We start from the raw sequence: 23,934 nt of genomic DNA, 5'->3' as shown, positions 1-23,934 counted from the left end.
ACGCGGGTCCGACAAATCTCCGCGGGTGCCGCCCGCGCACCCCGGCCCGCAGCTCGGGCACCCCGGCCCGCGGCTTGGGCGCCCTGGCCACGGCGTGATCCACTCGACATCAGGGAAGTCGGGGCATCGCGACCGGCTGGACACCGCCGATTCCCGGAACCCGAGTCGATCACGCGGGCCGTCCGGCGCTGCTGCGCCGCATGGGTCATGCGGGCCACCCCGGGCTGCTGCGCCGCGTCGATCACGCGGGCCGTCCGGCGCTGCTGCGCCGCGTGGGTCATGCGGGCCACCCGGGCGGCTGCGCCGCGTCGGTCACGCGGGCCCCGGCGCGGGTCAGGCGGTGGCGGCCTTCTCGGCGGTGGTGGCGGTCTCGATCCAGCGGTCCAGGGTGGCCGCCGCCGCACCCGAGTCGATGGACTCGGCGGCGCGGTCCAGGCCGGCGCGCAGCGCCTCGGTCAGGTCGCCGTCCAACGGACCCTGGGTCGCCAGCGCCGCGGCCGCGTTGACCAGCACCGCGTCGCGGACCGGGCCGGTCTCACCGGCCAGCAGGCGACGGGCCACGCCGGCGTTGTAGGCGGCGTCACCGCCGCGCAGGTCACCGAGGGTGGACCGGGGGACCCCCAGGTCCGTCGCGTCCAGCACAGCCTCTCGTACGGTGCCGCCCTGCGCCGCCCACACCCGGGTCGGTGCGGCGGTGGTGAACTCGTCCAGCCCGTCCTCGCCGCGCATCACCAGCACCGAGTCGCCCCGGGCGGCGAACACGCCGGCCATCACCGACGCCATCCGCGCGTCGAAGCAGCCGACGGCGCCTGCGCGGGGGCGGGCCGGGTTGGTCAGCGGGCCGAGGAAGTTGAACACGGTCGGGACGCCCAGCTCCCGGCGGACCGGGCCGGTGTGCCGCATCCCCGGGTGGAACCGGGCGGCGAAGCAGAAGCCGATGCCGGCCTCGGTGACGCAGCGCACGATGGCGTCCGGGTCGAGGTCGAGCGGGACGCCGAGGAACTCCAGCAGGTCGGCGGTGCCGCACAGGGAGGACGCGGCCCGGTTGCCGTGCTTGACGACCCGGACGCCGGCGCCCGCCACGACCAGCGCGGCCATGGTGGAGATGTTGACCGTGTGGGCGAGGTCACCGCCGGTGCCCACCACGTCCAGGGCTGTCGAGCGCAGCTCGTCGGGGAGGTCGACCGGGACGGCCCGGCTCAACATCGTCTCCACCAGGCCGGCCAGCTCGGCCGAGGTCTCGCCCTTGGCCCGCAGGGCAACGGCGAAGCCGGCGACCTGCGCCGCCCCCGCCGAGCCGGCCATGATCTCGCCCATCGCCCAGGCGGTGTCGGCGGTGGACAGCTCCTCGCCGCGCAGCAGCGAGTTGAGCAGGTGCGGCCAGGTCCGATCGCCCATGGCGGGCCTCCCGAGCGTACGAAGTGCGGGTGGGCTGGAACCGGCGCCGGCTGGTCCGGCGCCGCGTCGGTGCCGGAGAGCGGGGGACGTCAGGCGGGAGCGTGCGTCCGCAGCAGCTCGGCCACCGTGCTGCCGGTGGTCACCGGGTCGAGGGGGTGCACAAGCGTCGCGTCGACCTCGGCGTACGCGGCGAGCCATCGGTCCGCGGCGCGGGCGATCACCAGGCAGGTGGGAGGGGCGTCGTCCCGATCGTCCTTGATCTGGCGGGCGATGCCGATGCCGCCGCCGGGGCTCGCCTCACCGTCGAGCACCAGCAGGTCGATCTCGTAGTCGTCGACAAGCCGGATGGTCTCGGCGTACGTCGACGCGTCGACGAACTCGATCTGCAGCCCGGGCGCGGGCCGGGTGCCGACAGCGAGCCGCATCCGGTCACGGACCTGCGGGTCGTCGCTGTAGAGCAGGACGGTGCACAGACGATCGCTCATGGCTGACAGGCTCCCACCTCGTAGCTGCCCGCCGATCGTACCGGTCGACGTGACGTAGCCGACATCCCGCCCGACGCCCGGCCGCCGGCGTACCGTCTGCGCAGCTCAGGTGGTCGCGGCGTCGGCGGCGCGCTCGCGGGCCTCCTGGCGGTCCAGCTCGCGGTCGACCCGGCGGGCCTCCCGCTCGGACTGCTTCACCCACTGCACGACGAGCACCGCGAGCATGGTCACACTGACGAACTCGCCGCCGGCCCAGAGGATGCCCCCGGCGACCACCTGGTCGGCCTTGGGGTCGGCCCAGCTCAGGTTGAGCGACGGGTACCAGTCGCCGCCGAAGAGGGTGGTGCTCTGCATGATGGTGAGCCCGAGCACGGTGTGGAACGGCACGGAGAGCAGCATCAGCAGGGCCCGCGCCGGGTAGGGCCAGCGGCCCGGGAGCGGGTCGAGGCCGAGCAGCGGCCAGAAGAACACGCAGCCGGTCACGATGAAGTGCGCGTGCACCAGCTCGTGCGCCCAGGCGTGTTCCAACGTGAAGCGGTACAGGTCGCTGAAGTACAACGCGAACGGGTTGACCACGAAGATGGCGAACGCCACAAGCGGGAAGCTGTAGACCCGCGCGACGCGGCTGTGCACGATCGCCAGGAGGCGCTTGCGCGGGCCGACCGGCAGGGTCCGCAGGGCCAGCGTCATCGGTGCGCCCAGCGCCAGGAAGATCGGCGACACCATGGAGAGCACCATGTGCTGGACCATGTGCACCGACAGCAGCGTGGTGTCGTAGGCGTGCAGGCCGCTCACGGTGACCAGGGCGATGCCGCCGAGGCCGGGCCCGAGGAAGAACACCGTACGGGCGATCGGCCAGCGGTCCCCGCGGACGCGCAACCGGTGCACCCCGTAGAGGTAGAGGCCGGCGGCGAGCACCAGGCCGAGGGCCAGCCAGCTGTCCAGCCGGGTCTCGGTCAGCACCGCGCCGACGGTGAACGGTGGCGGGGTCGCCTCGGCCCCGGCGGCAAGCGTGGACGGGCCTGCCACAGTGGCCGCGAACACATCGGCCGGGACGGCCGAGGTGGCGGCGAGGATCGGATCGACGTGCAGCACGCTTTTCAGGCTAGGCCAGGCGAACCGGACCCCGACGGTCGGGCCACGGAAGGCGCAGGTTTGCCACCCCGCTGATCGCCGGCCCCGGTCAGGGGCAATAATGACGGCGTGACTGCGGCCCCAGCCATTGACAAGAGCCGGATCCACTCTCTGACGCGACCCAACATGGTCAGCGTCGGGACGATCGTGTGGCTCTCCAGCGAACTCATGTTCTTCGCGGCGCTCTTCGCGATGTACTTCTCGATCCGTGCGGCAGCGCCGGAGCAGTGGGAGAAGCACACCGAGTCGCTGAACATCCCGTACGCGACCACCTTCACGGTGATCCTCGTGCTGTCCTCGGTGACCTGCCAGCTCGGCGTCTTCGCGGCGGAGAAGGGTGACGTGCACGCGCTGCGACGCTGGTTCACCGTCACCTTCGTGATGGGCCTGATCTTCGTGCTCGGCCAGGTGAACGAGTACCGCCACCTGGTGGAGGACGGCGTCAAGCTCAACGTCGACGGTTACGGCTCGATGTTCTACCTGACGACCGGCTTCCACGGCCTGCACGTGACCGGCGGTCTGATCGCCTTCATCATCTTCATGGTCCGCACGACCATGGGTCGGTTCACCCCGGCGCAGGCGACCTCGGCGATCGTCGTGTCGTACTACTGGCACTTCGTCGACGTCGTGTGGATCGGGCTGTACGCCATGATCTACTGGCTTCAGTGATCTTGGCGCGTCACGAACCGCGCCGCTGCTCCGTCCCCTGAGACAAGGTCCAACCGGTTAAGGACACAGGTCATGACTTCTGACAACGACCGCCGACGCGGCCTGCTCGCGCGGTTGCGCGGGCGGCCCGCCGCGCGCAGCAGGGGCCGCCGCCGGCTGGGCGCCGCGGTCCGGCTGTTCGCCGCGCTGATGCTCGCCGGCGGCGCCTACACCGTCTTCGCCCCCGGTGCGCAGGCGCAGGACAATCCGCCGCTGACCGGCGCCGCAGCCGAGGGCAAGGCGCTGTTCGACGTGAGCTGTGTGACCTGCCACGGACGCAACGCCCAGGGCGTCGAGGGTCGCGGGCCGAGCCTGATCGGCGTCGGCGCGGCCTCGGTCGAGTTCCAGGTCAGCTCGGGCCGTATGCCGCTGGCCCGCCAGGAGGCCCAGGCGCACCGCAAGCCGCCGGTCTTCACCGACGAGCAGGTCCGCCAGCTCGGCCAGTACGTCCAGGAGCTGGGTGGCGGCCCGGTCGTCCCGGGCACCGAGGACAACCTCCACGAGGACGGCAACGTCGCGGCCGGCGGCGAGCTGTTCCGGATCAACTGCTCGCAGTGCCACGCCTTCGGCGGCGGCGGTGGCGCGCTCTCGTCGGGCAAGTTCGCCCCGAGCCTGCACCCGGCGACCGACCGGCAGATCTACGCGGCGATGCTGAGCGGCCCGCAGAACATGCCGGTGTTCGGCGACAACCAGATCACGCCGGAGCAGAAGGCCGACATCATCGCCTACATCCAGGAGACGCTGAAGACCGACCAGGACCCGGGCGGGTTCAACCTCGGTCGGTACGGGCCGTCCACCGAGGGCCTGGCGATCTTCCTGGTTGGCATTGTGGCGCTCGTGTTCGCTAGCCTGTGGATTGCGGGTAAGTCGTGACCGAGCGGATCGTCAGATTCAGTGCCGTGGTGCCGCTCGGCGCCACCCGTAGCGAGGTGACGGCATGAGCACGCACACCGAGCACCAGGCCCCGCAGGGCCGGGAGCCGCTCGACGTGAACGACCCCGGGCTGACCCGGTTCGACATCGTCCGTGAGGGCGCGCGTCGTGACGACATCGAGATCGTGCACTACGAGCCCCAGGTGCTGCCCGGCACGAAGGCCGAGCGTCGGCTGACCCGGGTGGTGGCCGGCTTCTTCCTGATCACCGGCCTGGCGGCGACCGCGTTCCTGGCCATCTACATCTGGTGGCCGTGGCAGTACGCGCCGGGCCGCGGCGGCGACAAGTTCTACACCCCGCTGCTGGGCGCCACCCTCGGCATCGCGCTGCTCGCCGTCGGCTTCGGCATCCTGACCTGGGGCAAGAAGTTGCTGCCCAAGGAGGTCTCGATCCAGGACCGGCACGAGGGCGCGGTGGACGCCGACGGTCGCACCATCACCGGCCAGACCATGCTCTACATGGCCGACGAGCTGGGTGTGAAGCGTCGTCCGCTGCTCGGCATCTCGCTGCTGGCCGGCCTCGCGCCGGTCGCCGCGGTCGCGGCGGCGCCGCTGGTCGGCGGTCTGATCTCGCAGCCGCACAAGAACAACCAGATGTTCACCACCGGGTTCGCCACCGCCGAGGGCGGCCAGCGGATCCGCCTCGTCCGCGAGGACGGCCGTCCGGTGCGCCCGGCGGACATCAGCACCGGCGGCCAGCTGACGGTCTTCCCGGGCATCGAGCACGGTGTGAGCAACAGGCACGCCGACTCGCCGACGCTGCTGATCCACCTGCGTGACTCGGACGCCCAGGAGTCACGCCGGGCCAACGAGCGGATCGGCCACGGCGACTTCATGTGGGGCAACTACGCGGCGTTCTCCAAGATCTGCACGCACGCCGGCTGCCCCGCGAGCCTGTTCGAGCAGCAGACCAACCGGCTGCTCTGCCCGTGCCACCAGTCCCAGTTCCTGATCACCGACAACGCCCGGCCCGTCTTCGGCCCCGCCAGCCGGCGGCTGCCGCAGCTGCCGATCGAGGTGGACTCCGAGGGCTTCTTCGTGGCGAAGTCCGACTACACCGAGACCATCGGGCCTGACTTCTGGGAGCGGCCATGAAGCGTCGAAAGTTTGACCTGGCGGCCACGCCGGGCAAGGCCGCAGTGGGGGTGGACGACCGCTTCCAGGTGGCGACCCCGCTCCGTCGGCTGCTGAACAAGGTCTTCCCGGACCACTGGTCGTTCCTGCTGGGCGAGATCGCGCTGTTCTCGTTCATCGTGCTGCTCCTGACCGGTGTGTTCCTCACCTTCTTCTACGAGCCGGCGATGACCGAGGTGGTCTACGACGGCAGCTACGCGCCGTTGCAGGGCACGCCGATGTCCGCCGCGTACGCCTCCAGCCTGGACCTGTCGTTCGACGTCCGCGGCGGCCTGGTGATGCGGCAGATGCACCACTGGGCGGCGCTGCTGTTCATGGCCGCGATCGTCGTGCACATGCTGCGGGTGTTCTTCACCGGCGCGTTCCGCAAGCCGCGCGAGACCAACTGGATCATCGGCTCGCTGCTGTTCTGGGTCGGCTTCCTGGCCGGCTTCACCGGCTACTCGCTGCCGGACGACGGCCTGTCCGGCACCGGCCTGCGGATCGCCTCGGCGATCATGCTGTCCATCCCGGTGATCGGCTCCTGGCTCACGTCGTCGATCTTCGGTGGCGAGTTCCCCGGCACGATCATCATCAGCCGGTTCTTCATCGCTCACGTCCTGCTGATCCCGGGTCTGCTGCTCGCGCTGATCAGCGCCCACCTGGGCCTGGTCTTCAAGCAGAAGCACACCCAGTGGCCCGGCCCCGGCCGGACCAACGGCAACGTGGTCGGCGAGCGGATGTTCCCCCGCTACGCGCTGAAGCAGGGCGGCTTCTTCATGGTCGTCTTCGGCGTCATCGCGCTGCTGGGCGGTCTGTTCCAGATCAACCCGATCTGGCTGTTCGGCCCGTACGAGGCGTGGGTGGTCTCGGCCGCCAGCCAGCCCGACTGGTACGTCATGTTCCTCGACGGCTCGACCCGACTCATGCCGGCCTGGGAGCTCAACATCCCGATCGGCGACGGGTACGTCATCCCGCCGCTGTTCTGGCCGACTGTCGTGCTGCCCGGCATCCTGGTCGGCCTGTCGACGATGTACCCGTTCCTGGAGGCCCGGCACCTCAAGGACCGCAAGAGCCACAACCTGCTCCAGCGGCCCCGCGACGTTCCGGCCCGTACGGCCGTCGGCGCCATGGCGGTCTCCTTCTACGTGGTGCTGACCCTGTCGGGCGGCAACGACGTGATCGCCGACAAGTTCCAGATCAGCCTGAACGCGATGACCTGGGCGGGCCGCGTCGGCCTGCTCGTGGTCCCGCCGCTGGCGTACTACGTCACCTACCGGCTCTGCCTGGGTCTGCAGCAGCACGACCGGGAGGTGCTCGCGCACGGCGTGGAGACCGGCATCATCCGGCGCCTGCCGGACGGCCGGTTCGTCGAGGTGCACCAGCCGCTCAGCGCGGCGAACGGGCACGCGGACGGCCACGGTGAGTTGGACTACGTCGGCTGGGTGGTGCCGAAGAAGATGAACCGGCTCGGGGCTCTCGGCCCGGCGGTCCGGGGCTTCTTCTACCCGATCGAGAAGCCGGTCGAGGCGCCGGTCTCGCCGGGTCACCCGCCGGTCGAGCCCCGGCCCGAGCGCGCGGAGATCGGCAGCGGCGAGAGCCGCCACTGACCCCGACTGCACCGAACGTGGCGCCCGCCGGACTTCCGGCGGGCGCCACGTCGTTGTCGGCGTGCCGTCGCCCATCCGAGCAGGAGCCGGACGGCCACGGCGGGACCGGTGCACCCCGCGCGCCGGGCGATCGCAGGAATAACCCCCGTGAGCCGGGTATCCGTGCGGTCCAACGTCTCAAGGGGGGGAAGCATGTTGGGTCTCAAACGCCTCGGCCTGTTGGCCGCACTGGTGCTGGTAGGTGTCGCGCCGGCCGTGGCCGCGCAGGCCGCGGCACAGCCGTCGACGCAGGACACCCAGTATCTGCAGGCGGTGCACCAGGTGAACCTGTTCGAGATCACCGCCGGTGACCTGGCTCAGCAGAAGGGCCAGAACCAGGGGGTCAAGGACCTGGGCGCGATGTTCAAGACCGACCACACCCAGCTGGACCAGACGGTGCAGCAGACTGCGTCCCAGCTCAACGTCGAACTGCCCAACGAGCCCACGACCGATCAGCAGGCGGTCATCGACAAGCTGAACAACGTTAGCGGCGCGGAGTTCGACAGGCTCTGGGTGACCAGTGAGCTGGCCGGTCACGTCCAGGCCATCCAGGCCACCCAGACGGAGATCTCGCAGGGCTCCGAGCAGTCGGTGGTCCAGTTGGCCCAGACCGCCCTGCCGACGCTGCAGGCGCACTACGACGAGCTGGTCCAGCTCGCCAACCAGCTGGGCATCCCGGTCCCGCAGACCAGCGCCAGCGGTACGCCCAGCCCGGGTACCTCGTCGCCGGCTCCGGGTGGCGTCACCGAGTCGCCCGCTCCGAGTGGTGGCATCACCGAGTCCCCGGAACCGGGCCTCGGCACCACCGAGCGGCCCGCTCCCAGCGAGAGCTGACCTAGCGGCAGGCAGACGGCCGGTCCACCCGCACGGGTGGGCCGGCCGCGCCGCGTCCGGCACCGGCCGTCCACGCGGCCTGGCGGGTCAGTCGGCGTCGGCGAGGCCGATCGCGAACGTCTCCTCAAGGTCGAGCTGGGAGTACGCCCGGAACGCGATGTGCGACTCCGTGTTCAGCACACCCGGCACCTTGGAGATGCTGCCCGCGATGACCTGGGCGATCTGGTCGAACTCGCGGACCCGGACGATGGCGATGAGGTCGACGTGCCCGGCCACCGAGTAGACCTCGCTGACGCCTGTGACATTGGCCAGGGTCTCCGCCACCTCGGGAATCGCGTCGGTGGCGCAGTCGATCAGCACGATCGCGGTGATCACGGGGCAATTCTCCGTTCGTCGGCGTCGTCGCCCATGCTAGATGTCTCCGGCTGGACCGGGAGAGGGCGTACCCCGTCGGGTCGGGTTCGTCGACCTGACCCCGGTGCGGCGCGTGGCTCTGCGTCGGGCTCAGCCGTGTGCCGCGGCCTGGACCGTGCAGTCGTCGCCGAACCGGATCACGTCGTGCAGCCGTTCGCCGTCGCGCACGAGCGCGCCCGGCCACACCACCGTGCGGCGCACCTCGCCGTCCACCCGTGCGCCCGCGCCGACCACCGACTCCACGCAGCGCCCGGTCACCGTCGCGGACGGGTCGACGAGAGCACCGCCGGCGGCGGCGTGCAGGTTGGCCGCCAGGTAGTCGGCGGGGGTGCCGGTGTCGTAGAAGGTGCCCGGGTAGGGGACCACCTCCAGCGCGCCGGCCGCCTCGGCCGGCCGCCACACGGCGCGTACCAGGTCGGAGAAGACCAGCGGCAGGTCGCGGACCAGCCGCCACGGCAGCAGCGAGAACCCGGTGAAGCAGTGCCCGGCGAAGGTGCCGGGCGCCGTCGGGTCGGCGGCGGGCTGCCCGAGCAGGCGTACCGAGGTGCCGTCCCAGCCGTCCAGCAGCGCGGCCACGTCGGGGCCCGGGGGAGTGGCGGCGTCGGCCAGGTACGCGTCGGCGTTGCCGACCAGCACCGGCCGGCCGTCGATCCAGTCTCGCAGGTTGGCCACCCCACCGGCGGTGCCGAGCGGGTCGCCGGGCTCCACCGACAGGTGGGCGCGATCGTCGACGTGTACGACCACCTGGTCGGCGAGGTAGCAGGCGTTCACCGCGACGCGTGCCGGACCGCTCAGGCCGAGGCCGGTCAGGCGGGCCAGCGCCCGGTCCAGCAGTGCCACGTTGCCGACCGGGCAGAGCGCCTTGGGCACCCGTGCGGTGAGCGGGCGCAGCCTGGTGCCCTCACCCGCGGCGAGCACCACCGCGCACAACTCGTCCGGCACGGAAGCCCGAGCGGTCATGGCAGGTCGTCGGGGATCAGAGGCGGGAACTGCCCGGCCAGCGGCCCGATGTCGTAGTAGGCGAGCAGGCGGGCCGTCGGCCAGGTCAGCTTGGGCAGGTCGTCCAGCGGATGCCAGGCGGCCTCGAAGACCTCCGCGCCGTCGACCGCCAGCTCGGTGCGGGACGCCGGCACCTCCGTCTCGAAGACCATGTCGACCCAGCCCTTGGCGTGCACGATCGCGTTGGGCGCCGCCGGGCGCAGCCGGGACGGCGGTAGCCGGATGCCGGACTCCTCGAACAGCTCGCGGGCCGCGCCCACGACCGGTGGTTCGGCCCGGTTGAGCAGGCCGGCGGGCAGCGACCAGCCCTTGCCGGGTGGCTGGCGCAGCATCAGCAGCCGGCCCGCACCCGTCGCCTCGGTGTCCCGGACCAGCGTGACCGCCCCGACGATGTACTTGGGCACGGCCAGCTTGACCAGGCGACGGCGCACCGGCAGCGGTAGCCGGTAGAACGCCTGGTAGAAGATGGCCCGACCGGTGGCGCGGGAACGGGGGATCATGACCCCAGGTTAGTGGTCACGAATGTCCCTCGGACGCGCTGGGGGCCGGCCGGTCACTGTCGATGGTCGACCAGGTCGATGAGCTGGCGTACCACGGTGTCCGGTTCGATCACCCGGTCGAAGACCGCGACGAGCAGGGTCTCCAGGTCGGGATAGCCCAGTTCCTCGGAGAGCCGCAGCAGCGGCAGGTCGCTGGCGAGGCCGCGGTTGTGCTGGCGCAGGGCGAGCCCGATGGTGGCCCGGCCGAGGCGGACCTTGTCGCTGATCGTGATGCCCGGCTCGGTGTGCTCGGCGAACCACCTGTTGATCTGCATCTGCGCGTGCGGCGACTTGACGAAGCCCAGCCACTCCTTGCGCGGGCCGCGCGGCGCCACACCGGCCTCGAAGCCGTTGTCGCCGTCGTTCTCGGTGAAGATCTCCACCACGTCGCCCTCGTCCAGCTCCGAGCTCAGCGGTGCCAGCCGGCCGTTGATCCGGGCGGCGAGACAGTGGTCGCCCCGCTGGCTGCCCAGCTCGTACGCCAGGTCCACAGGTGTGGCACCGGCCGGCAGCACGACCTGACGCCCGTCGGCGAAGACCTGGATCTGGCCCTCGGCGAGGTCGCAGCGCAGCGACTCGTAGAACTGCGCCGGGTCGGCGGCGTCCGGCTCCCAGTCGAGCACGCGGCGCAGCCAGTCCAACTGCTCCGCCCGGGCCGCCGCGCTGCTGCTGCCCGAGCGCGGGAAGCGGAAGTCGGCCGCGATGCCGTACTCGGCCGAACGGTGCATCTCCTCCGTGCGGATCAGCACCTCCACCGTGCGGTCCTGTGGGCCGCAGATGCTCGTGTGCAGCGAGCGGTAGAGGTTGTTCTTCGGTGAGGCGATGAAGTCCTTGAAACGGCCCGGGACGGGCCGCCACGTGCCGTGGATCGCGCCCAGCGCGGCGTAACAGTCGGTGGCCGGGCCGTCGACCACCACCGAGATGCGGGGCAGGTCGTACGGGGCGGTGTGGCCGCCGGCGATGGTGTCCTTCCAGATCGAGTAGAGGTGCCGGGGACGCGGGCCCACCATGGCGTCGACCCGGCTGCGGCGCAGCGCCACCCGGGCCTGTGCCACCACCGAGTCGAGGTACGAGTCCCAGCCGGGCCGGTCGTGCACGTGCCGGGCCAGCCGGGCGTGCTCGTCGGGCTCCAGGTGCAGCAGCACCACGTCGTCCAGCTCGCGCTTGAGGGTCTGGATGCCCAGCCGGTCGCAGAGCGGGACCAGCACCTCCTGGGTCTTGCGGGCGATCCGTTCCCGCGACGCGGCGGAGCGCACACCGAGGGTGCGCATGTTGTGCAGCCGGTCGGCCAGCTTGATGATCAGCACCCGGACGTCCTTGGCGGCCGCGACGATCATCTTGCGGACCGTCTCCGCCTCGGCGGCCTTGCCGTAGAACGCCTTGTCGAACTTCGTCACCCCGTCGACCAGGTGGGCCACCTCGCCGCCGAAGTCCTCCGACAGCGCCTGGAGCGTGTAGCGGGTGTCCTCGACGGTGTCGTGCAGCAGCGCCGCCACCAGGGTCGTGGTGTCCATGCCCAGCTCGGCGCAGATCTGCGCCACCGCGAGGGGGTGGGTGATGTACGGTTCGCCGCTCTTGCGGAACTGACCGCGGTGCATGTTCTCCGCGATCGTGTACGCCCGGCGCAGCACGGCGGGGTCGGTGCCGGCGTGGATGCCCCGATGGGTGCGGACCAGGTGGGTGACCGGGTCGGAGTCGGTGGTCGGCCAGGAGAGCAACGACCGCAGTCGGCGGGTCAGGGGCAGCTCACCCGACTGGGTCGGCAGGGCGCCCCCCAGGGCGGCGCCGTGTCCGGCGTCGACGTCCACGAGGGACACCTCCTCACCCCGGCTCCGCGACCGCCGGACCGGACGATCGGGAGCAGGCCCACGAAACGGGCAGGACTGCACTTCTCTAACAGCCTAAGGGAGTCGACGTAGTCCGATCGGTCAGTTGGTCATGAGCGTTCGGTCGAGAGTTGGTGCGACGCGCCGCTCTCGGCCTTCGCCAGCAGGTCACGGAAGCGGCCCGCCCCGCCCGCCGGCGAGGACCAACCGGACGACATCTCGACCAGCCGGGTCTCCGGCCGTTCCAACCAGGACAGGATGCGCTCGGATTCCTCCGCCGTGGCCGACGGCACCGGACCGTGCCCGCCCGACACCGTCTCGGCGGTGGCGCGGATGGCGTTCAGGGTGGGTCGCGGGTGGACGCCGGGCGGGGACACCCCGGCACCGGCCAGCCGACCGTGCCGGACCAGGGCCAGCTCCCAGCCGCCCCGGGCGGCCGGTCGGGCGGCGGCCAGCTCCACGATCGACGTGAGCGCCGCCAGCCGCTGCATCCGCACGGTGGCGCGCAGCACCGCGGCCAGCCGGGACCGCACCACGGCGGCCTCCTCGTAGCGCTGGTCGGCCGCGAGCGCGTCGATCCGGGCCAGCAGCGCGTCCACCACGGGCTGCGGGTCGCTGGCGGTGGCGGTGCGGAAGGGCCCGGCCGCTCTGTCGTCGTACTCCTCGGGGGTGATCTTGTGCTCGCAGGGCGCCGGGCAGCGACCCAGCTCGGCAAGCGCGCAGGCCGGCGTGACGGTGCGCAGCGAGAGCCGGTGCGTGCACTGGCGCAGCGGCACCGCGTCGTGGAAGCCGGCGGCGGCGAGCTCGGCGGCCCGCCGCGAGGTGAACGGCCCGAGGTAGGCGGTGTCCGTGGGGGAGAGGTCCCGGACGATCGACAGCCGAGGGTACGGACCGTCGGTCAGCTTGAGCCAGACCATCCGCTCCGGGTATTTCGAGCGCCGGTTGTACGGAGGCGCGTGCGCGGCGATCAGGCGCAGCTCGCGGATCTCCGCCTCCAGCGAGTGGGCGCACTCCACGGCCTCGACCCGCTCGGCGGCGGCCAGCATCTCGGAGATCCGGGCGCGCTTCTCGCCGGCGGTGAAGTAGCTGCGCACCCGGGTGGCGATGTCGACGGAGGTGCCCACGTAGAGCGGCCGTTCGTCCGCGGCTCGGAAGATGTAGACGCCGGGGACCTTGGGCAGCCCCTCGGCCAGGTGCCGCTTGCGGCGCTGCGTGGGGGTGACCGCGCGGGCGAACTCTATGGCGTCGCCGACGGTGTCCACCCGGTGCCCACCGAGCCGGCCGATCAGTCCGTGCAGCACGTCGACGGTGGCCTTCGCGTCGTCGAGCGCCCGGTGGGTGGGCTGCGTGGCGGTGCGGAAGTAGGCCGCGAGGGTGCCCAGCTTGCGGTTGGGCACCTCGTCGCGGGTCAGCACCCGACGGGCCAGCGCCGCCGTGTCCAGCACGCGCGGATTGGGCCAGCGGTGGCCGTGCTTCGCGCAGGCGGCCTTGAGGAACCCCACGTCGTACGGGGCGTTGTGGGCGACCAGCACCGCGTCGGCGATGAACTCCAGGAAGCTGGGCAGCACCTGCTCGATCGGCGGCGCCGGCACCAGCATCGCCTGGGTGATCCCGGTCAGCACGGTGATGAACGGCGGAATCGGCTGCCCCGGGTTGACCAGGGTGGCCAGCTCACCCAGTTGCTCGCCGCCGCGCACCTTGACCGCGCCGATCTCGGTGATGCCGCCGCCGTCGGGCGCCCCGCCGGTGGTCTCCAGGTCGACCACCACGAACGTCGTCGCGTACAGCGGCAGGGCCGGGTCCACCCCGCCCACCGCCGGGTCGAGACCGGCCAGTGACTCCTGGACGTACTCCGCCTGTGCCATCGGCGGCACGCTAGCGCCCCGGTCCGACACTCCCGTCGCAGGCGTCCCAGCAGTCACCATGGGGCTAGGATGAGAGATCGGCTCACTCACCGGGCGGTGGGCCCGGTCGCGGTGGGAGACTTGCCACATGCCCCTCACCGAGCCGCACGACGACCACCTCCCGCAGGAGGATCCGGTCGCGGTCGACGGTGCCGTGGGCGACCTGGACAACAGCGACACACCTGCCGATTCCGGTGGCGATCCGGCGGTCGAGCCGGAGCCGACGCTGCCCGAGCCGGTCCGGCAGCGGATCGTGGCGCTGACCGCCACCGTGCTGCCCACCCTGCCCGCCGACGAGGTGCCCGTGCCGCTGCGCCGGGTGGCCAAGTTCGCCCCCAACCGCCGGGCCCGGCTCGGCGCCCCGGCCATCGCCGCCCAGCTCACCGCCGACCCGCTGTTCCGGCAGCGGGTCACCGCCCGGGTGCTTGCCGACGCCGGCGACCTCGGCGCGGCAGTGGTCGAGGGCACCGCGCCGGCCGCCGCCGACCCCGTCGAGGTGGCCGCACTGGCCTACCTGGCCCGACCCCGCGGCTGGCGGGAGCTGATCGACGCCAGCGGCGCCGCGGTCCGCGCCGAGGCGGACAGCGCTGTCGTCGCCGAGCTGGTCCGCGAGGCCGAGCAGCGGGCCACCCGCGCCGAGCACGACCGGGCGGTGGCCCGGGTCGAGGCCGAGAAGCTCCGCGACGAGCTGGCGCGGGTCCGCGAGGAGTTGGGCCAGCTCCGCGAGGAGTCCCGCCAACTGGCCCGTACCCTGCGCGAGACGCAGACCCGTGAACGCAAAGCCACCGAACTCCTGGCCACCGAACGCGGCCGGGCCGCACGTGCCAGCGCCGACGTGGACGCCGAACTGCGCCGCGCCCGCGCCCGGCTAGCCGAGGCGGAGGCCGCCGCCGGGGTGGCCCGGGCCAGCGCCAAAGAGGCGCGTTCGGTCGACGACGCCCGCCTCTGGCTGCTGCTGGAGACCATCGGCCAGGCCGCCGTCGGGCTGCGCCGGGAGCTGGCGCTCGACCCGGTGGACAAGCTCCCCGCCGACTTCGTCGCCGACGCGTTCGCCGAGCAGCCGGGCACCGCCCCGGCCGGCCCGGCCGCCCGTGCCCGCGACACCGACGACCCGGCCCGGTTGGACCAGCTGCTCGCCCTGCCCCGGGCGCACCTCGTGGTGGACGGCTACAACGTCACCAAGCGCGGCTTCGGCGAGATGTCGCTGGAACAGCAGCGCAAGCGCCTCATCACCGGGCTGGGCGGGATCGCCGCGCAGACCGGTGACGAGGTCACAGTCGTGTTCGACGGCGCCGAACGGATGCACGGGCTGCCCCCGGCGCCCCGCGGCGTCCGGGTGCTCTTCTCCCGCAAGGGCGAGACCGCCGACGAGCTGATCCGCCGTCTGGTCCGCGCCGAGCCGGCGGGCCGGCCGGTCGTCGTGATCTCGTCCGACCGTGAGGTCGCCGACGGCGTACGCCGGCACGGGGCGTACCCGCTGGGCGCCGACTCGCTGCTGCGCCGCCTCGCCCGCTCCTGAGGGCAGGGCCGGGGTCGCCGCACCCGGCGCTATTCCGAGAAGCGGTCGCCGACGCGAATGCGGTCGTAGCGAGGCTTCTGGACGCAGGACTTCCTGCTCCGGCCGCTGCTGGTCACGTAGGTGACCTGGTAGCAGGTTTGCAGGCGGCACATCTGGCCCTTGCGGTTGCAGGCCGACGTGGAGACCAGGTCCTTGCCCGAGACGGTTCCGTCGGTGTCACCGCGCGCCAACGTCGCGATCAGCCCGATCACCACGGCGAGAACGCAGGTGATCACCGCCACCACAATGACGTGTCGTTTCGTCGATCCGGTTCGGCTGCGCGGCGGCACCACGCCGTGCGAATGGTCCGACGGAGGGCCGTCATCCTCGTCAGCCACCTACCTGACCCCCGACTGTCATGCCTACCTCCGATGGTCACGGCCCACGGTAGGAGGACTTCGCAACGGACGGGCCGTAGCCCGTCCTGGCCCGGCGATCGAGACGAGGTCGGCGATGTCGGGGTGTCCGGACAGTCGGAACACCCCGACATCGCCGATCTGGAGTGGATGTCGCTAGACGCAGCGGTAGACGGCGGGGTTCGGGTCGTGGCCCGTGTTCATGTAGTCGCCGGCGAGCATGCCGCTCGCGTTGCCGTAGAAGGCGTTGTACCAGACGGTGTCGCCGTTGACCGACGATCCGGGCGCCCAGCAGTTCAGGTAGACCGACTGGCCCTTCGGGATCGTGAGGATGACCGAGCACTGCGAGTTGTTCAGCCACTGGCAGTAGCGCAGGTTCAGGTCGGTCTTGGTCTGGAAGGTGCCGCCGGCGAACGCGGGGGTGGCGACGAGGCCGACCGCTGCGGTCACGGTGACGGCGCACGCGGCCAGGAGACGTCGTGGATTCATGTCTTCAACCTCCGGTGGGCGGGTCAGTAGGAGCAGTAGGGGGAGTCCATGATGTCGAGGGCGACCGCGTAGCCGTACGGCTCGAGGTAGGCGAGTTCGCCCGGCGCGACGCAGACCCAGTCGCCGTTGGAGTAGAAGATCTTCGCGCCGTCGTCGTTGCGGGTGTTGTAGACCCAGTCGGCGCCCCGGCTGCGGGAGCCGAGGGTCTGGTAGTAGTTGTCCTGGAACGACGCGGTCGGCGGGGCGTCGTCGTACGGGCTCCCGGACACCCAGAAGCAGACGCGGGGGTAGTTGCAGCCGAATGCCGAGGTGGCCTGCGCCGGCGTGGCGACGAGCCCGCTCGCGACCGTCGCGGCGCCCGCGAGGAGCGCGACGGCCGAGAGGCGGGATCGTGTGGTCGAGGATGGTCCGCGCATGTCGAGTCCTCCGTGGGTCGACCTGGGGTTCGGCCGGTTCCGCTCGGCCGTAGCATCACGATCGCAGTGGCCACCATGGACGGAACAGGCGCTTGACCGGCAGTTGACCGGCGATTGGCTCGTCACGGGATTGCCGATGTCGGGGCGTCCGGCCGGTCGGGATACCCCGATTTCGCTGATCTGGAGTCGATCTAGCCCTCAACGGGGCGGTGCGGGCGGTTCTGTCGTACCCGGTGGATAGCGTCGATGTGACCGACGGTGCTCGGGCGACGACGACAGGGCGTCGACCGCGCATCGCGAGCGATCAGGAGGCGCGATGCTCATCGACTGCGACGGGTGCGTGAAGCGGGCCGACGGCTGTTCCGGCTGTCCGCTGACCGCCCTGTTCGACGAGACGTCCCCGGCGGCCGGGCTGGTCGCCGCCGAGGTCGAGGCGATCGAGGTGTTCGCCCGGGCCGGCTTCGACGTCGAGGTGCTGGCCGCGCCCGCGCGGCCCGACGTCGCCGCACGCCGGGTCCGCCGGGTGGCCTGACTTCCCGCACGCCCGGTCTGCCGCCCGGCCCGACGTCGCCGCGCACGCCGGGTCCGCCGGCCCGACGTCGCCGCGCACGCCGGGTCCGCCGGCCCGACGTCCCCGCACACGCCGGTCCGCCGCGCGGCCCGACGTCGCCGCACGCCGGCTGGCCTGAGTTCCCTCGCGGCCGCCGGCCGCGCGGCGGAGCGCGACACCGCGGGCGAAGCGGGCTTTTCGCGGGCCATAGGATGGGCGGTCACGGCGGGAGGAGCGGCGGATGAGCGGGGTACGACGCGAGTACGGCGGGCTCGTCGGTGCTGCGCGGGCCCAGCGCGTGACGCGCGCGGCGGTGCCGCGGTGACTCCGCGCGGTTGGGCGCTGCTGACGCTGGCCGGGCTGACGGTGGCCCTGCTGGTGACCGCCGCGTTGTTCATTCCCTGGCACCGGCCGCCGGCGCCCCGCGCCGACCAGCTCGCCGCGCTACGTGATCTCCCGGCGGAGCAGGTGGCCAAGGGGCGCGAGTTCCGTGCCGCGCTGCGCCCCGGGAGCTACGCCGCGCTCGCCGTCGGGCTGTTGATCGCCGTCGCGCTGGGCCTCACCCCGCTGGGCAGCCGCCTCGTCGAGCTGGTGGGCCGGCCGTTCGGTGGGCACTGGATCGCGCAGGCGGTGCTCGGTGGGCTCGCCGTGGTGCTCGTCGCCGACCTGCTCACCCTCCCGTTCGCCGCCTGGCGGCAGAGCGTGCTGACCCGCTACGGGTTGAGCACCAACGGGTGGAACGGCTGGGCCGTGGACCTGCTCAAGTCGTACGCGGTGAGCGCCGTGATCGGCGCGGTGGCGCTGTTCGGCTTCTACACGGTCATCCGGCTCGCGCCGCGCTGGTGGTGGGCGTTCGGCGCGGCGGGCGCGGCCCTGCTGGTGGTGCTGCTCTCGTTCGTGCTGCCGGTGCTGGTGGAGCCGGTGTTCAACAAGTTCACCCCCATGGAGCAGGGCGCGCTGCGCACCGAGCTGATGAGCATGGCCGCCCGCGACGGGGTGCCGGTGCGCGACGTGCTGGTCGCCGACGCCTCGCGGCGCACCAGGGCGGTCAACGCGTACGTCTCCGGCCTCGGGCCGACCCGCCGGGTGGTCGTCTACGACACGCTGCTGAGCGAGGCCACCCCGGCCGAGGTGACCGCGGTGGTGGCGCACGAGCTGGGCCACGCGAAGGACTCCGACGTGACGGTGGGCACGCTGACCGGGGCGCTGGGTGCCGCCGCCGCCGTGGTGGCGCTCTACCTGCTCGGCTCGTGGGGGCTGCTGCTGCGGTTGGCAGGCGTCGACTCGGTGGCCCATCCACGTGCGTTTCCGCTGCTGATCGCCCTGGTCACGGTGGCGGGCCTGGTCACCACGCCGGTGCAGGCGTTGCTGTCGCGGCGGGTGGAGGCGCGCGCCGACGCGCACGCGCTCGCGCTCACCGGCGACCCGGTGGCCTTCGAGTCGATGCAGCGCCGCCTCGGCTCGGTAAACCTCGGCGACCCTGATCCGCCGCGCTGGGAATACCTCTACTCGGCCTCGCATCCGTCCACCGTGGAGCGGATGGCCGCCGCCCGCGCGTACGCCCGGGAGACCGCCCGATGAACCGCACGCTGCTGATCACCAACGACTTCCCGCCCCGCCCGGGAGGCATCCAGTCCTTCGTGCACAACCTCGCCGTGCGTCAGCCGGCCGGGTCGGTGGTCGTGTACGCGTCGAGCTGGCGGGGCGCCGCGAAGTTCGACGCCGACCAGCCGTTCGAGGTGATCCGTGAGCGCACCCGCGTGCTGCTGCCCACCCCGCTGATCGCCCGCCGGGCGGCCCGCCTGGCCCGCGCGTACGACTGCGACACGGTGTGGTTCGGCGCGGCGGCCCCGCTGGGGTTGCTCGCCGCGGGCCTGCGCCGACGGGCGGGCATCCGCCGGGTGGTGGCGCAGACCCACGGCCACGAGGTCGGCTGGGCGGCGCTGCCGGCCGCCCGGCCGGCGCTGCGGCGCATCGGTCGGGGTGTCGACGTGACCACCTACCTCGGGGAGTACACCCGCGTCCGGCTGGCCCGCGTGCTCGACGGGCTGACCGACCTGCGCCGGCTCGCGCCCGGGGTGGACGTGGACACCTACCACCCGACGGTGGACGGTGAGCCGGTCCGGGCCCGGTTGGGGCTGACCGACCGACCGGTGGTGGTCTGCGTGTCCCGGCTGGTGCCGCGCAAGGGTCAGGACATGCTGATCCGCGCGCTGCCGGAGATCCGCCGCCGGGTGCCCGACGCGGCGCTGCTGATCGTCGGCGGCGGGCCGTACCGGGCGACCCTGGAGAAGCTGGCCCGGCAGGCGGGCGTCGAGCAGGACGTGGTGTTCACCGGTTCGGTGCCGGCGGCCGAGCTGCCGGCGCACTACGCGGCCGGCGACGTCTACGCGATGCCCTGCCGCACCCGCAACCGCGGCCTGGACGTGGAGGGGTTGGGCATCGTCTACCTGGAGGCGTCCGCGACCGGTCTGCCGGTGGTGGCCGGGGACTCCGGCGGCGCCCCGGACGCGGTCCGTGAGGGAGAGACGGGGTACGTGGTCCGCGGCCGGGACGTCGCCCAGCTCGCCGACCGGGTCGCCCGCCTGCTCGCCGACCGGGATCTGGCCCGCCAACTGGGCGCGGCCGGCCGGGCGTGGGTGGAGCGGGAGTGGCGCTGGGAGGCGCAGGCGCAGCGGATGGCGGCTCTGCTCGCCGGCTGACCGCAGCCCGTGCTCAGGTGCGGGCCGGCCGTGGCGGGGCGTGGCGGGGCACGTACTCCTGGTCGGTGAGCCGTTGGATCGCGGCCATCACCTCATCGGTGATCGTCCGGATGTCGCGGGGGCCGGTGATGCGCCCGGCGACGGTGATCGGCGGCCCGAACCGCAGGGTGACCGGGTGTCGGCGGGGCAGCCGCGCGTCGACCGGCAGGACCTCGGCGGTGCCGAGCACACCGACCGGGATGATCGGCACCTCGGCGTCGCGGGCGAGGCGGGTCATGCCGACCCGACCCCGGTAGAGCCGCCCGTCCGGGGAGCGGGTGCCCTCCGGGTAGATGGCGACGAGACCGCCGGCGCGCAGCACCGGCACTGCCGCGTCGAGGGCCGTGAGGGCCGCCCGGCCACCGGCACGCTCGACCCGGATGGCGCCCATGCCGGCGACGATCTGCCGGCTGAGCCAGCCACCCGGGCCCCGGCCGGTGAAGTACTCGGCCTTGGCCCAGAAGGTGACGTGGCGCGGCGTCAGGCAGCCGAGGAACACCTCGTCGGCGACGGACAGGTGGTTGCTGGCGAGGATCGCGCCGCCGTGGCGGGGCACCTGCTCCAGCCCTTCCACGCGGGGCCGCCAGCCCAGCCGCAGTGTGGTGCCGACGGTCAGTTTGCCGATGTCGTACAGCAGGGGCACGTCTTCTCCCGGTTCAGTGCGGCGCGGGGCCGAGGTGCGCGTCGAGCGCGGCCCGCAGCAGGGTGTCGTCGTCGGTGGCGCCGGTGGCCAGCGGAAGGCTGCCCCACGCCCAGAGCTGGGCGATGCCGTGCAGGTTTGCCCAGAGCGCGCCGGCCAGCACCGGGGCGGGCTTGTCGGCCGGCTGGCGTGCCCGGGCGACCAGGTCGACCAGGAGGGTGAACAGCGGCAGGCTCGTCTCCCGCAGCCGCAGACGGCCGCTGGCCAGCAGGTCGTGGCGGAACATCAGCTCGAACATGCCGCGGTGCGCCGCGGCGAAGTCCAGGTACGTCCGGGCCAGCGCGACCAGGCGGGTACGCGGATCCTCGCCGGCCGCGTCCATGGTCTTCTCGACGCGGGCGGTGAGGTCGGCGAAGCCCTCCCGGGCGATGGCGGAGAGCAGGTCGACGTGGGTGGGGAAGTAGCGGCGCGGCGCGCCGTGCGAGACGCCCGCCCGACGGGCGATCTCCCGCAGGGACACCGCCGACTGGCCCTCGCGCAGCACCAGGTCCACCCCGGCGGCCACCAGTCGGGCCCGTACGCCCGTCTCCTCCGGACTCATGGACAGTGTCTACCAGGTGGGCGTAGACGCTGTCTACCGGCGGTGCGGGGGTTCAGCGGATGCGGGCCAGGATGCGGTCGGCGGGGGCCGGCCGGCCGAAGTGCCAGCCCTGGGCCGCGTCGCAACCGATCGCCCGCAGCCGTTCGGCCTGCCCGGCGGTCTCCACGCCCTCGGCCGTCACCGTCAGGTCCAGCGCGTGCGCCAGCGACACCAGCGAGGCGAGGATCCGCTCGTCGGTACGCCCCACCGCAGGCGAGCGCAGGCCGGCCACGAACTCCCCGGCCACCTTCAGCTCGGTGACGGGCAGGTCCCGCAGGTACGCCAGGTTGCTGTAGCCGGTGCCGAAGTCGTCGATGGCGATGCGCACCCCGAGATCGGCAAGCACCCGCAGCGCGCGCACGGGCTCCTTGGCGCTGCTCATCATCGTGCTCTCGGTGATCTCCAGCTGGAGTCGCTCGGGCGGCAGACCGGTCTGGCGCAGCAGCGCGCGAACCTCCTGCACCAGGCCGGGCCGGTGTACCTGCCGGACCGCCAGGTTGACGCTGACGAACGGCGCCTCGACGCCCCCCGCCGACCACGCCTCGGCCTCCCGGCACGCCTCGGCCAGCACCCACCCGCCCAGTTGCACGATCAGGCCGGTCTCCTCGGCCAGCGCGATGAAGCTGTCCGGCCGCAGGACGCCCAGCTCCGGATGGCGCCAGCGGACCAGCGCCTCCACGCCGAGCAGCCGGCCGTCGCGCAGCGAGGTGAGGGGCTGGTAGTCGAGGTAGAACTCGCCCCGCTCCAGCGCGGCCGGGATGGCCGCCGAGAGGGCGTAACGAGCCAGTTCGCGGCGGTTGCGTTCGGCGTCGTAGAGCGCCCAGCGCGCCCCGCCGGCCGACTTCGCCCAGTGCAGGGTGCTGTCGGCGGCCCGCATCAGGTCGCTGGGGCTGGCACCGGCCACCCGCCGCTCGACGATGCCGATGCTCGCCGTGACCTGGAGTTCGTGCCCGTCGACCACCGCCGGTGTGCGGACCGCGGCCAGGGCGCTCTCGGCCACCTCCACCACGGCGTCGGTGCCGGCGGCGTCCTCCACCAGGATGACGAACTCGTCCCCGCCGAGGCGGGCCACCAGGTGCTCACCGAGGGTCTGGCGCAGCCGCTCGGCCACAGTGGTCAGCAGCCGGTCGCCCACCTGGTGCCCCAGGCTGTCGTTGACGACCTTGAAGCGGTCCAGGTCGAGGAAGCACACCCCGACGCGCTGGGCGCCCCGGCCCGGCTCGTTGAGCGCGGCGGTGAGTCGTTCGGTGAACAACGTCCGGTTGGGCAGCCCGGTGAGCGGGTCGTGGGTGGCCTGGTGGCGGAACCGCGCCTCGCTGGCCCGCAGCGCCCGCTCGGCCTGCGTGCGGGCCATCATGGCGGCCCGGCGGATCGACTCCTGCTCGTCGAGCGTCCGGTCGCGCAGGGCGCGGGCGTAGCCGGTCGCCACGGCGGCCAGCAGCCGCGCCATCCGGTCCTCGACGTCCTCGGCCACCAGTCCCAGGTCCCGTACGAGCCGGAGCTGGATGACCTCGACCGTACGACCCAGCCCCTCCGCGGACGCGATGTGCGCCGCGACCAGCTCCGCGCCGACCCGGTGCCCGGTCCGCAGGTCGAACGGCTCGGCGAGCAGCGCGCCGGCGAGCTGCCCGGTGAGCCGGTGCAGCAGGGCCTCGAGCTGGGCCTGGGTCATCGGCAGGTAGCTCGTGCCGGAGACCGCCTTGGCCCACGCGCGGGCGAAGGTGCCCGGGCGGGTGACCGCCTCGGGCGACTCAGTCACCGAGTCGCCCGACGCCGCCCATGAAGGCCGCACGCTCGGCGTCCTCCGCGCTCTCCGGGGTGTCCGGTCGCCACTGTGGCACCCAGACGACGCCGGGGTCGACCAGCTCGAACCCGTCGAAGAGCGCGGTCAGCTCGGCCCGGTTGCGAATCCAGAGCGGGCTGTCGGTGCGCCGGTAGACCCGCTCGGCCTCGGCCCGCTCGTCTCCGCTGCGCCCGTCGTCGCTGACCTGGGACAGCACCAGGTAACTGCCGGGCGCCAACGCGTCACGCAGTGCTCGCAGCAGCTCCGCCGGCCGGTCGTCGTCGGAGACGAAGTGCAGCACGGCCACGATCATCACGGCCACCGGCTGGCTCAGGTCGAGCAGCTTGCGGACGTCGGGATGGGCCAGGATCCGCTCCGGGTGTCGCAGGTCCTCCTGTACGACCACCGCGCGGTCGTTGCCGGCCAGGATCTCCCGGCTGTGCGCCACCGCGACCGGGTCGACGTCCACATAGACCACCCGCGACTCCGGGTCGATCCGCTGGGCGATCTCGTGCACGTTGCCGACGGTGGGAATGCCCGAGCCGATGTCCAGGAACTGTCGGACGCCGGCCTCGGCGAGGTGGTGGACCGCCCGGCGCAGGAACGCCCGGTTGGCCTGCGCCATCAGCGGCGCCTCCGGGACGGCGGCCACCATCGCCTGCGCGGCGGCCCGGTCGGCGGCGAAGTTGTGCGACCCGCCGAGGTAGTAGTCGTACATGCGCGCGACGCTCGGGCGCTCGATGTCGATGGTGTCGGGTGCCCAGTCCGGCCGCTGCATGCGCTCAACCCCTTGAGTCCGCGACGCGGGCGTCGTCGCCCGCGCGGGT

General features: G+C 72.7%; 24 protein-coding genes. 9 read left to right on the top strand and 15 right to left on the bottom strand.

Annotation, left to right across the window (positions count from 1 at the left end):
* Nucleotides 1-333: 333 nt before the first annotated feature.
* From trpD to MILUP08_RS25725, 3 genes are all read right to left on the bottom strand, one after another.
* Nucleotides 334-1,398: an anthranilate phosphoribosyltransferase gene (gene trpD / locus MILUP08_RS25735; RefSeq protein WP_007463199.1), complete on the bottom strand. Its 1,065-nt coding sequence runs from the start codon at nt 1,396-1,398 to the stop codon at nt 334-336.
* A gap of 89 nt (nt 1,399-1,487) precedes the next feature.
* A complete protein-coding gene (locus MILUP08_RS25730) occupies nt 1,488-1,883 on the bottom strand; it encodes a hypothetical protein (protein ID WP_007463197.1) in 396 nt (131 codons plus the stop codon).
* Between the two features lie 105 nt (nt 1,884-1,988).
* On the bottom strand, nt 1,989-2,978 hold the full coding sequence (locus MILUP08_RS25725; protein WP_007463195.1) for a cytochrome c oxidase assembly protein: 990 nt from the start codon (nt 2,976-2,978) through the stop codon (nt 1,989-1,991).
* 108 nt (nt 2,979-3,086) lie between these two features.
* On the opposite strand from MILUP08_RS25725, the gene ctaE reads away from it, so the two are divergent.
* The 5 genes from ctaE (at nt 3,087) to MILUP08_RS25700 (ending at nt 8,252) form a co-directional block, all read left to right on the top strand.
* Nucleotides 3,087-3,686 (top strand): aa3-type cytochrome oxidase subunit III, encoded by a 600-nt coding sequence (gene ctaE, locus MILUP08_RS25720; protein WP_039906645.1) that lies wholly within the window; start codon nt 3,087-3,089, stop codon nt 3,684-3,686.
* 72 nt (nt 3,687-3,758) lie between these two features.
* Nucleotides 3,759-4,598, top strand: coding sequence for a cytochrome bc1 complex diheme cytochrome c subunit (gene qcrC / locus MILUP08_RS25715; RefSeq protein ID WP_007463191.1), 840 nt, complete (start codon nt 3,759-3,761; stop codon nt 4,596-4,598).
* 64 nt (nt 4,599-4,662) lie between these two features.
* The gene (gene qcrA, locus MILUP08_RS25710) at nt 4,663-5,751 is read left to right on the top strand and encodes a cytochrome bc1 complex Rieske iron-sulfur subunit (RefSeq protein ID WP_007463189.1); all 1,089 of its coding nucleotides are present in this window, start codon (nt 4,663-4,665) and stop codon (nt 5,749-5,751) included.
* Nucleotides 5,748-7,379 (top strand): cytochrome bc1 complex cytochrome b subunit, encoded by a 1,632-nt coding sequence (gene qcrB / locus MILUP08_RS25705; RefSeq protein ID WP_007463187.1) that lies wholly within the window; start codon nt 5,748-5,750, stop codon nt 7,377-7,379. Before qcrA ends, qcrB begins: the two co-directional genes overlap by 4 nt.
* 192 nt (nt 7,380-7,571) lie before the next feature.
* Nucleotides 7,572-8,252, top strand: a complete 681-nt coding sequence (locus MILUP08_RS25700; RefSeq protein WP_007463186.1) for a DUF4142 domain-containing protein — start codon at nt 7,572-7,574, stop codon at nt 8,250-8,252.
* Nucleotides 8,253-8,339: 87 nt separating this feature from the next.
* Here MILUP08_RS25700 and MILUP08_RS25695 read toward each other — a convergent pair whose 3' ends face one another.
* The 5 genes from MILUP08_RS25695 to MILUP08_RS25675 all read right to left on the bottom strand — a co-directional run bounded on the left by MILUP08_RS25695 (nt 8,340) and on the right by MILUP08_RS25675 (nt 13,895).
* Complete coding sequence (locus tag MILUP08_RS25695) at nt 8,340-8,627, bottom strand: Lrp/AsnC family transcriptional regulator (RefSeq protein ID WP_007463184.1); 288 nt, start codon at nt 8,625-8,627, stop codon at nt 8,340-8,342.
* Between the two features lie 129 nt (nt 8,628-8,756).
* A complete protein-coding gene (locus MILUP08_RS25690) occupies nt 8,757-9,626 on the bottom strand; it encodes a sugar phosphate nucleotidyltransferase (protein WP_007463183.1) in 870 nt (289 codons plus the stop codon).
* Nucleotides 9,623-10,165 carry an NUDIX hydrolase gene (locus MILUP08_RS25685; protein ID WP_007463181.1) on the bottom strand — a complete coding sequence of 181 codons (543 nt, stop codon included), beginning with the start codon at nt 10,163-10,165 and terminating at the stop codon, nt 9,623-9,625. The genes MILUP08_RS25690 and MILUP08_RS25685 overlap by 4 nt, the downstream gene beginning before the upstream one ends.
* Nucleotides 10,166-10,218: 53 nt before the next feature.
* Nucleotides 10,219-12,012, bottom strand: coding sequence for a RelA/SpoT family protein (locus tag MILUP08_RS25680; protein WP_039906643.1), 1,794 nt, complete (start codon nt 12,010-12,012; stop codon nt 10,219-10,221).
* 128 nt (nt 12,013-12,140) lie between these two features.
* Nucleotides 12,141-13,895, bottom strand: coding sequence for a DEDD exonuclease domain-containing protein (locus tag MILUP08_RS25675; protein ID WP_007463177.1), 1,755 nt, complete (start codon nt 13,893-13,895; stop codon nt 12,141-12,143).
* A gap of 127 nt (nt 13,896-14,022) precedes the next feature.
* Here MILUP08_RS25675 and MILUP08_RS25670 point away from each other — a divergent pair, with 127 nt between their 5' ends.
* A complete protein-coding gene (locus MILUP08_RS25670; RefSeq protein WP_007463175.1) occupies nt 14,023-15,453 on the top strand; it encodes an NYN domain-containing protein in 1,431 nt (476 codons plus the stop codon).
* A gap of 29 nt (nt 15,454-15,482) precedes the next feature.
* On the opposite strand, the gene MILUP08_RS25665 is transcribed toward MILUP08_RS25670, so the two are convergent.
* The 3 genes from MILUP08_RS25665 to MILUP08_RS34020 form a co-directional block, all read right to left on the bottom strand.
* Nucleotides 15,483-15,830 (bottom strand): hypothetical protein, encoded by a 348-nt coding sequence (locus MILUP08_RS25665; RefSeq protein WP_007463173.1) that lies wholly within the window; start codon nt 15,828-15,830, stop codon nt 15,483-15,485.
* Nucleotides 15,831-16,004: 174 nt separating this feature from the next.
* The gene (locus MILUP08_RS25660; RefSeq protein WP_007463171.1) at nt 16,005-16,337 is read right to left on the bottom strand and encodes an SH3 domain-containing protein; all 333 of its coding nucleotides are present in this window, start codon (nt 16,335-16,337) and stop codon (nt 16,005-16,007) included.
* Between the two features lie 23 nt (nt 16,338-16,360).
* A complete protein-coding gene (locus MILUP08_RS34020) occupies nt 16,361-16,753 on the bottom strand; it encodes a hypothetical protein (RefSeq protein WP_007463169.1) in 393 nt (130 codons plus the stop codon).
* Between the two features lie 316 nt (nt 16,754-17,069).
* Between MILUP08_RS34020 and MILUP08_RS25650 the strand changes: the two genes are divergently transcribed.
* The 3 genes from MILUP08_RS25650 (at nt 17,070) to MILUP08_RS25640 (ending at nt 20,005) form a co-directional block, all read left to right on the top strand.
* Complete coding sequence (locus MILUP08_RS25650; protein WP_007463167.1) at nt 17,070-17,285, top strand: hypothetical protein; 216 nt, start codon at nt 17,070-17,072, stop codon at nt 17,283-17,285.
* Nucleotides 17,286-17,624: 339 nt separating this feature from the next.
* The gene (locus MILUP08_RS25645) at nt 17,625-18,884 is read left to right on the top strand and encodes a M48 family metallopeptidase (RefSeq protein ID WP_007463165.1); all 1,260 of its coding nucleotides are present in this window, start codon (nt 17,625-17,627) and stop codon (nt 18,882-18,884) included.
* Nucleotides 18,881-20,005, top strand: coding sequence for a glycosyltransferase family 4 protein (locus tag MILUP08_RS25640; RefSeq protein WP_007463163.1), 1,125 nt, complete (start codon nt 18,881-18,883; stop codon nt 20,003-20,005). The genes MILUP08_RS25645 and MILUP08_RS25640 overlap by 4 nt, the downstream gene beginning before the upstream one ends.
* Before the next feature lie 13 nt (nt 20,006-20,018).
* Here the strand turns inward: MILUP08_RS25640 and MILUP08_RS25635 are convergent, their stop codons facing one another.
* The 4 genes from MILUP08_RS25635 to MILUP08_RS25620 all read right to left on the bottom strand — a co-directional run bounded on the left by MILUP08_RS25635 (nt 20,019) and on the right by MILUP08_RS25620 (nt 23,885).
* A complete protein-coding gene (locus MILUP08_RS25635) occupies nt 20,019-20,687 on the bottom strand; it encodes a lysophospholipid acyltransferase family protein (protein ID WP_007463161.1) in 669 nt (222 codons plus the stop codon).
* Nucleotides 20,688-20,700: 13 nt separating this feature from the next.
* The gene (locus MILUP08_RS25630) at nt 20,701-21,285 is read right to left on the bottom strand and encodes a TetR/AcrR family transcriptional regulator (RefSeq protein ID WP_007463160.1); all 585 of its coding nucleotides are present in this window, start codon (nt 21,283-21,285) and stop codon (nt 20,701-20,703) included.
* Between the two features lie 52 nt (nt 21,286-21,337).
* Complete coding sequence (locus MILUP08_RS25625; RefSeq protein ID WP_083916057.1) at nt 21,338-22,996, bottom strand: putative bifunctional diguanylate cyclase/phosphodiesterase; 1,659 nt, start codon at nt 22,994-22,996, stop codon at nt 21,338-21,340.
* 79 nt (nt 22,997-23,075) lie between these two features.
* Nucleotides 23,076-23,885, bottom strand: a complete 810-nt coding sequence (locus tag MILUP08_RS25620) for an SAM-dependent methyltransferase (protein ID WP_007463157.1) — start codon at nt 23,883-23,885, stop codon at nt 23,076-23,078.
* Between the last annotated feature and the right edge of the window lie 49 nt (nt 23,886-23,934).

It is taken from the genome of Micromonospora lupini str. Lupac 08, from assembly GCF_000297395.2.
In the GTDB taxonomy this organism is placed as follows: Bacteria; Actinomycetota; Actinomycetes; order Mycobacteriales; family Micromonosporaceae; genus Micromonospora; species Micromonospora lupini.
The sequence above is the reverse complement of the archived record's forward strand: the minus strand, read 5'-3'. Positions and strand labels throughout refer to the sequence as shown.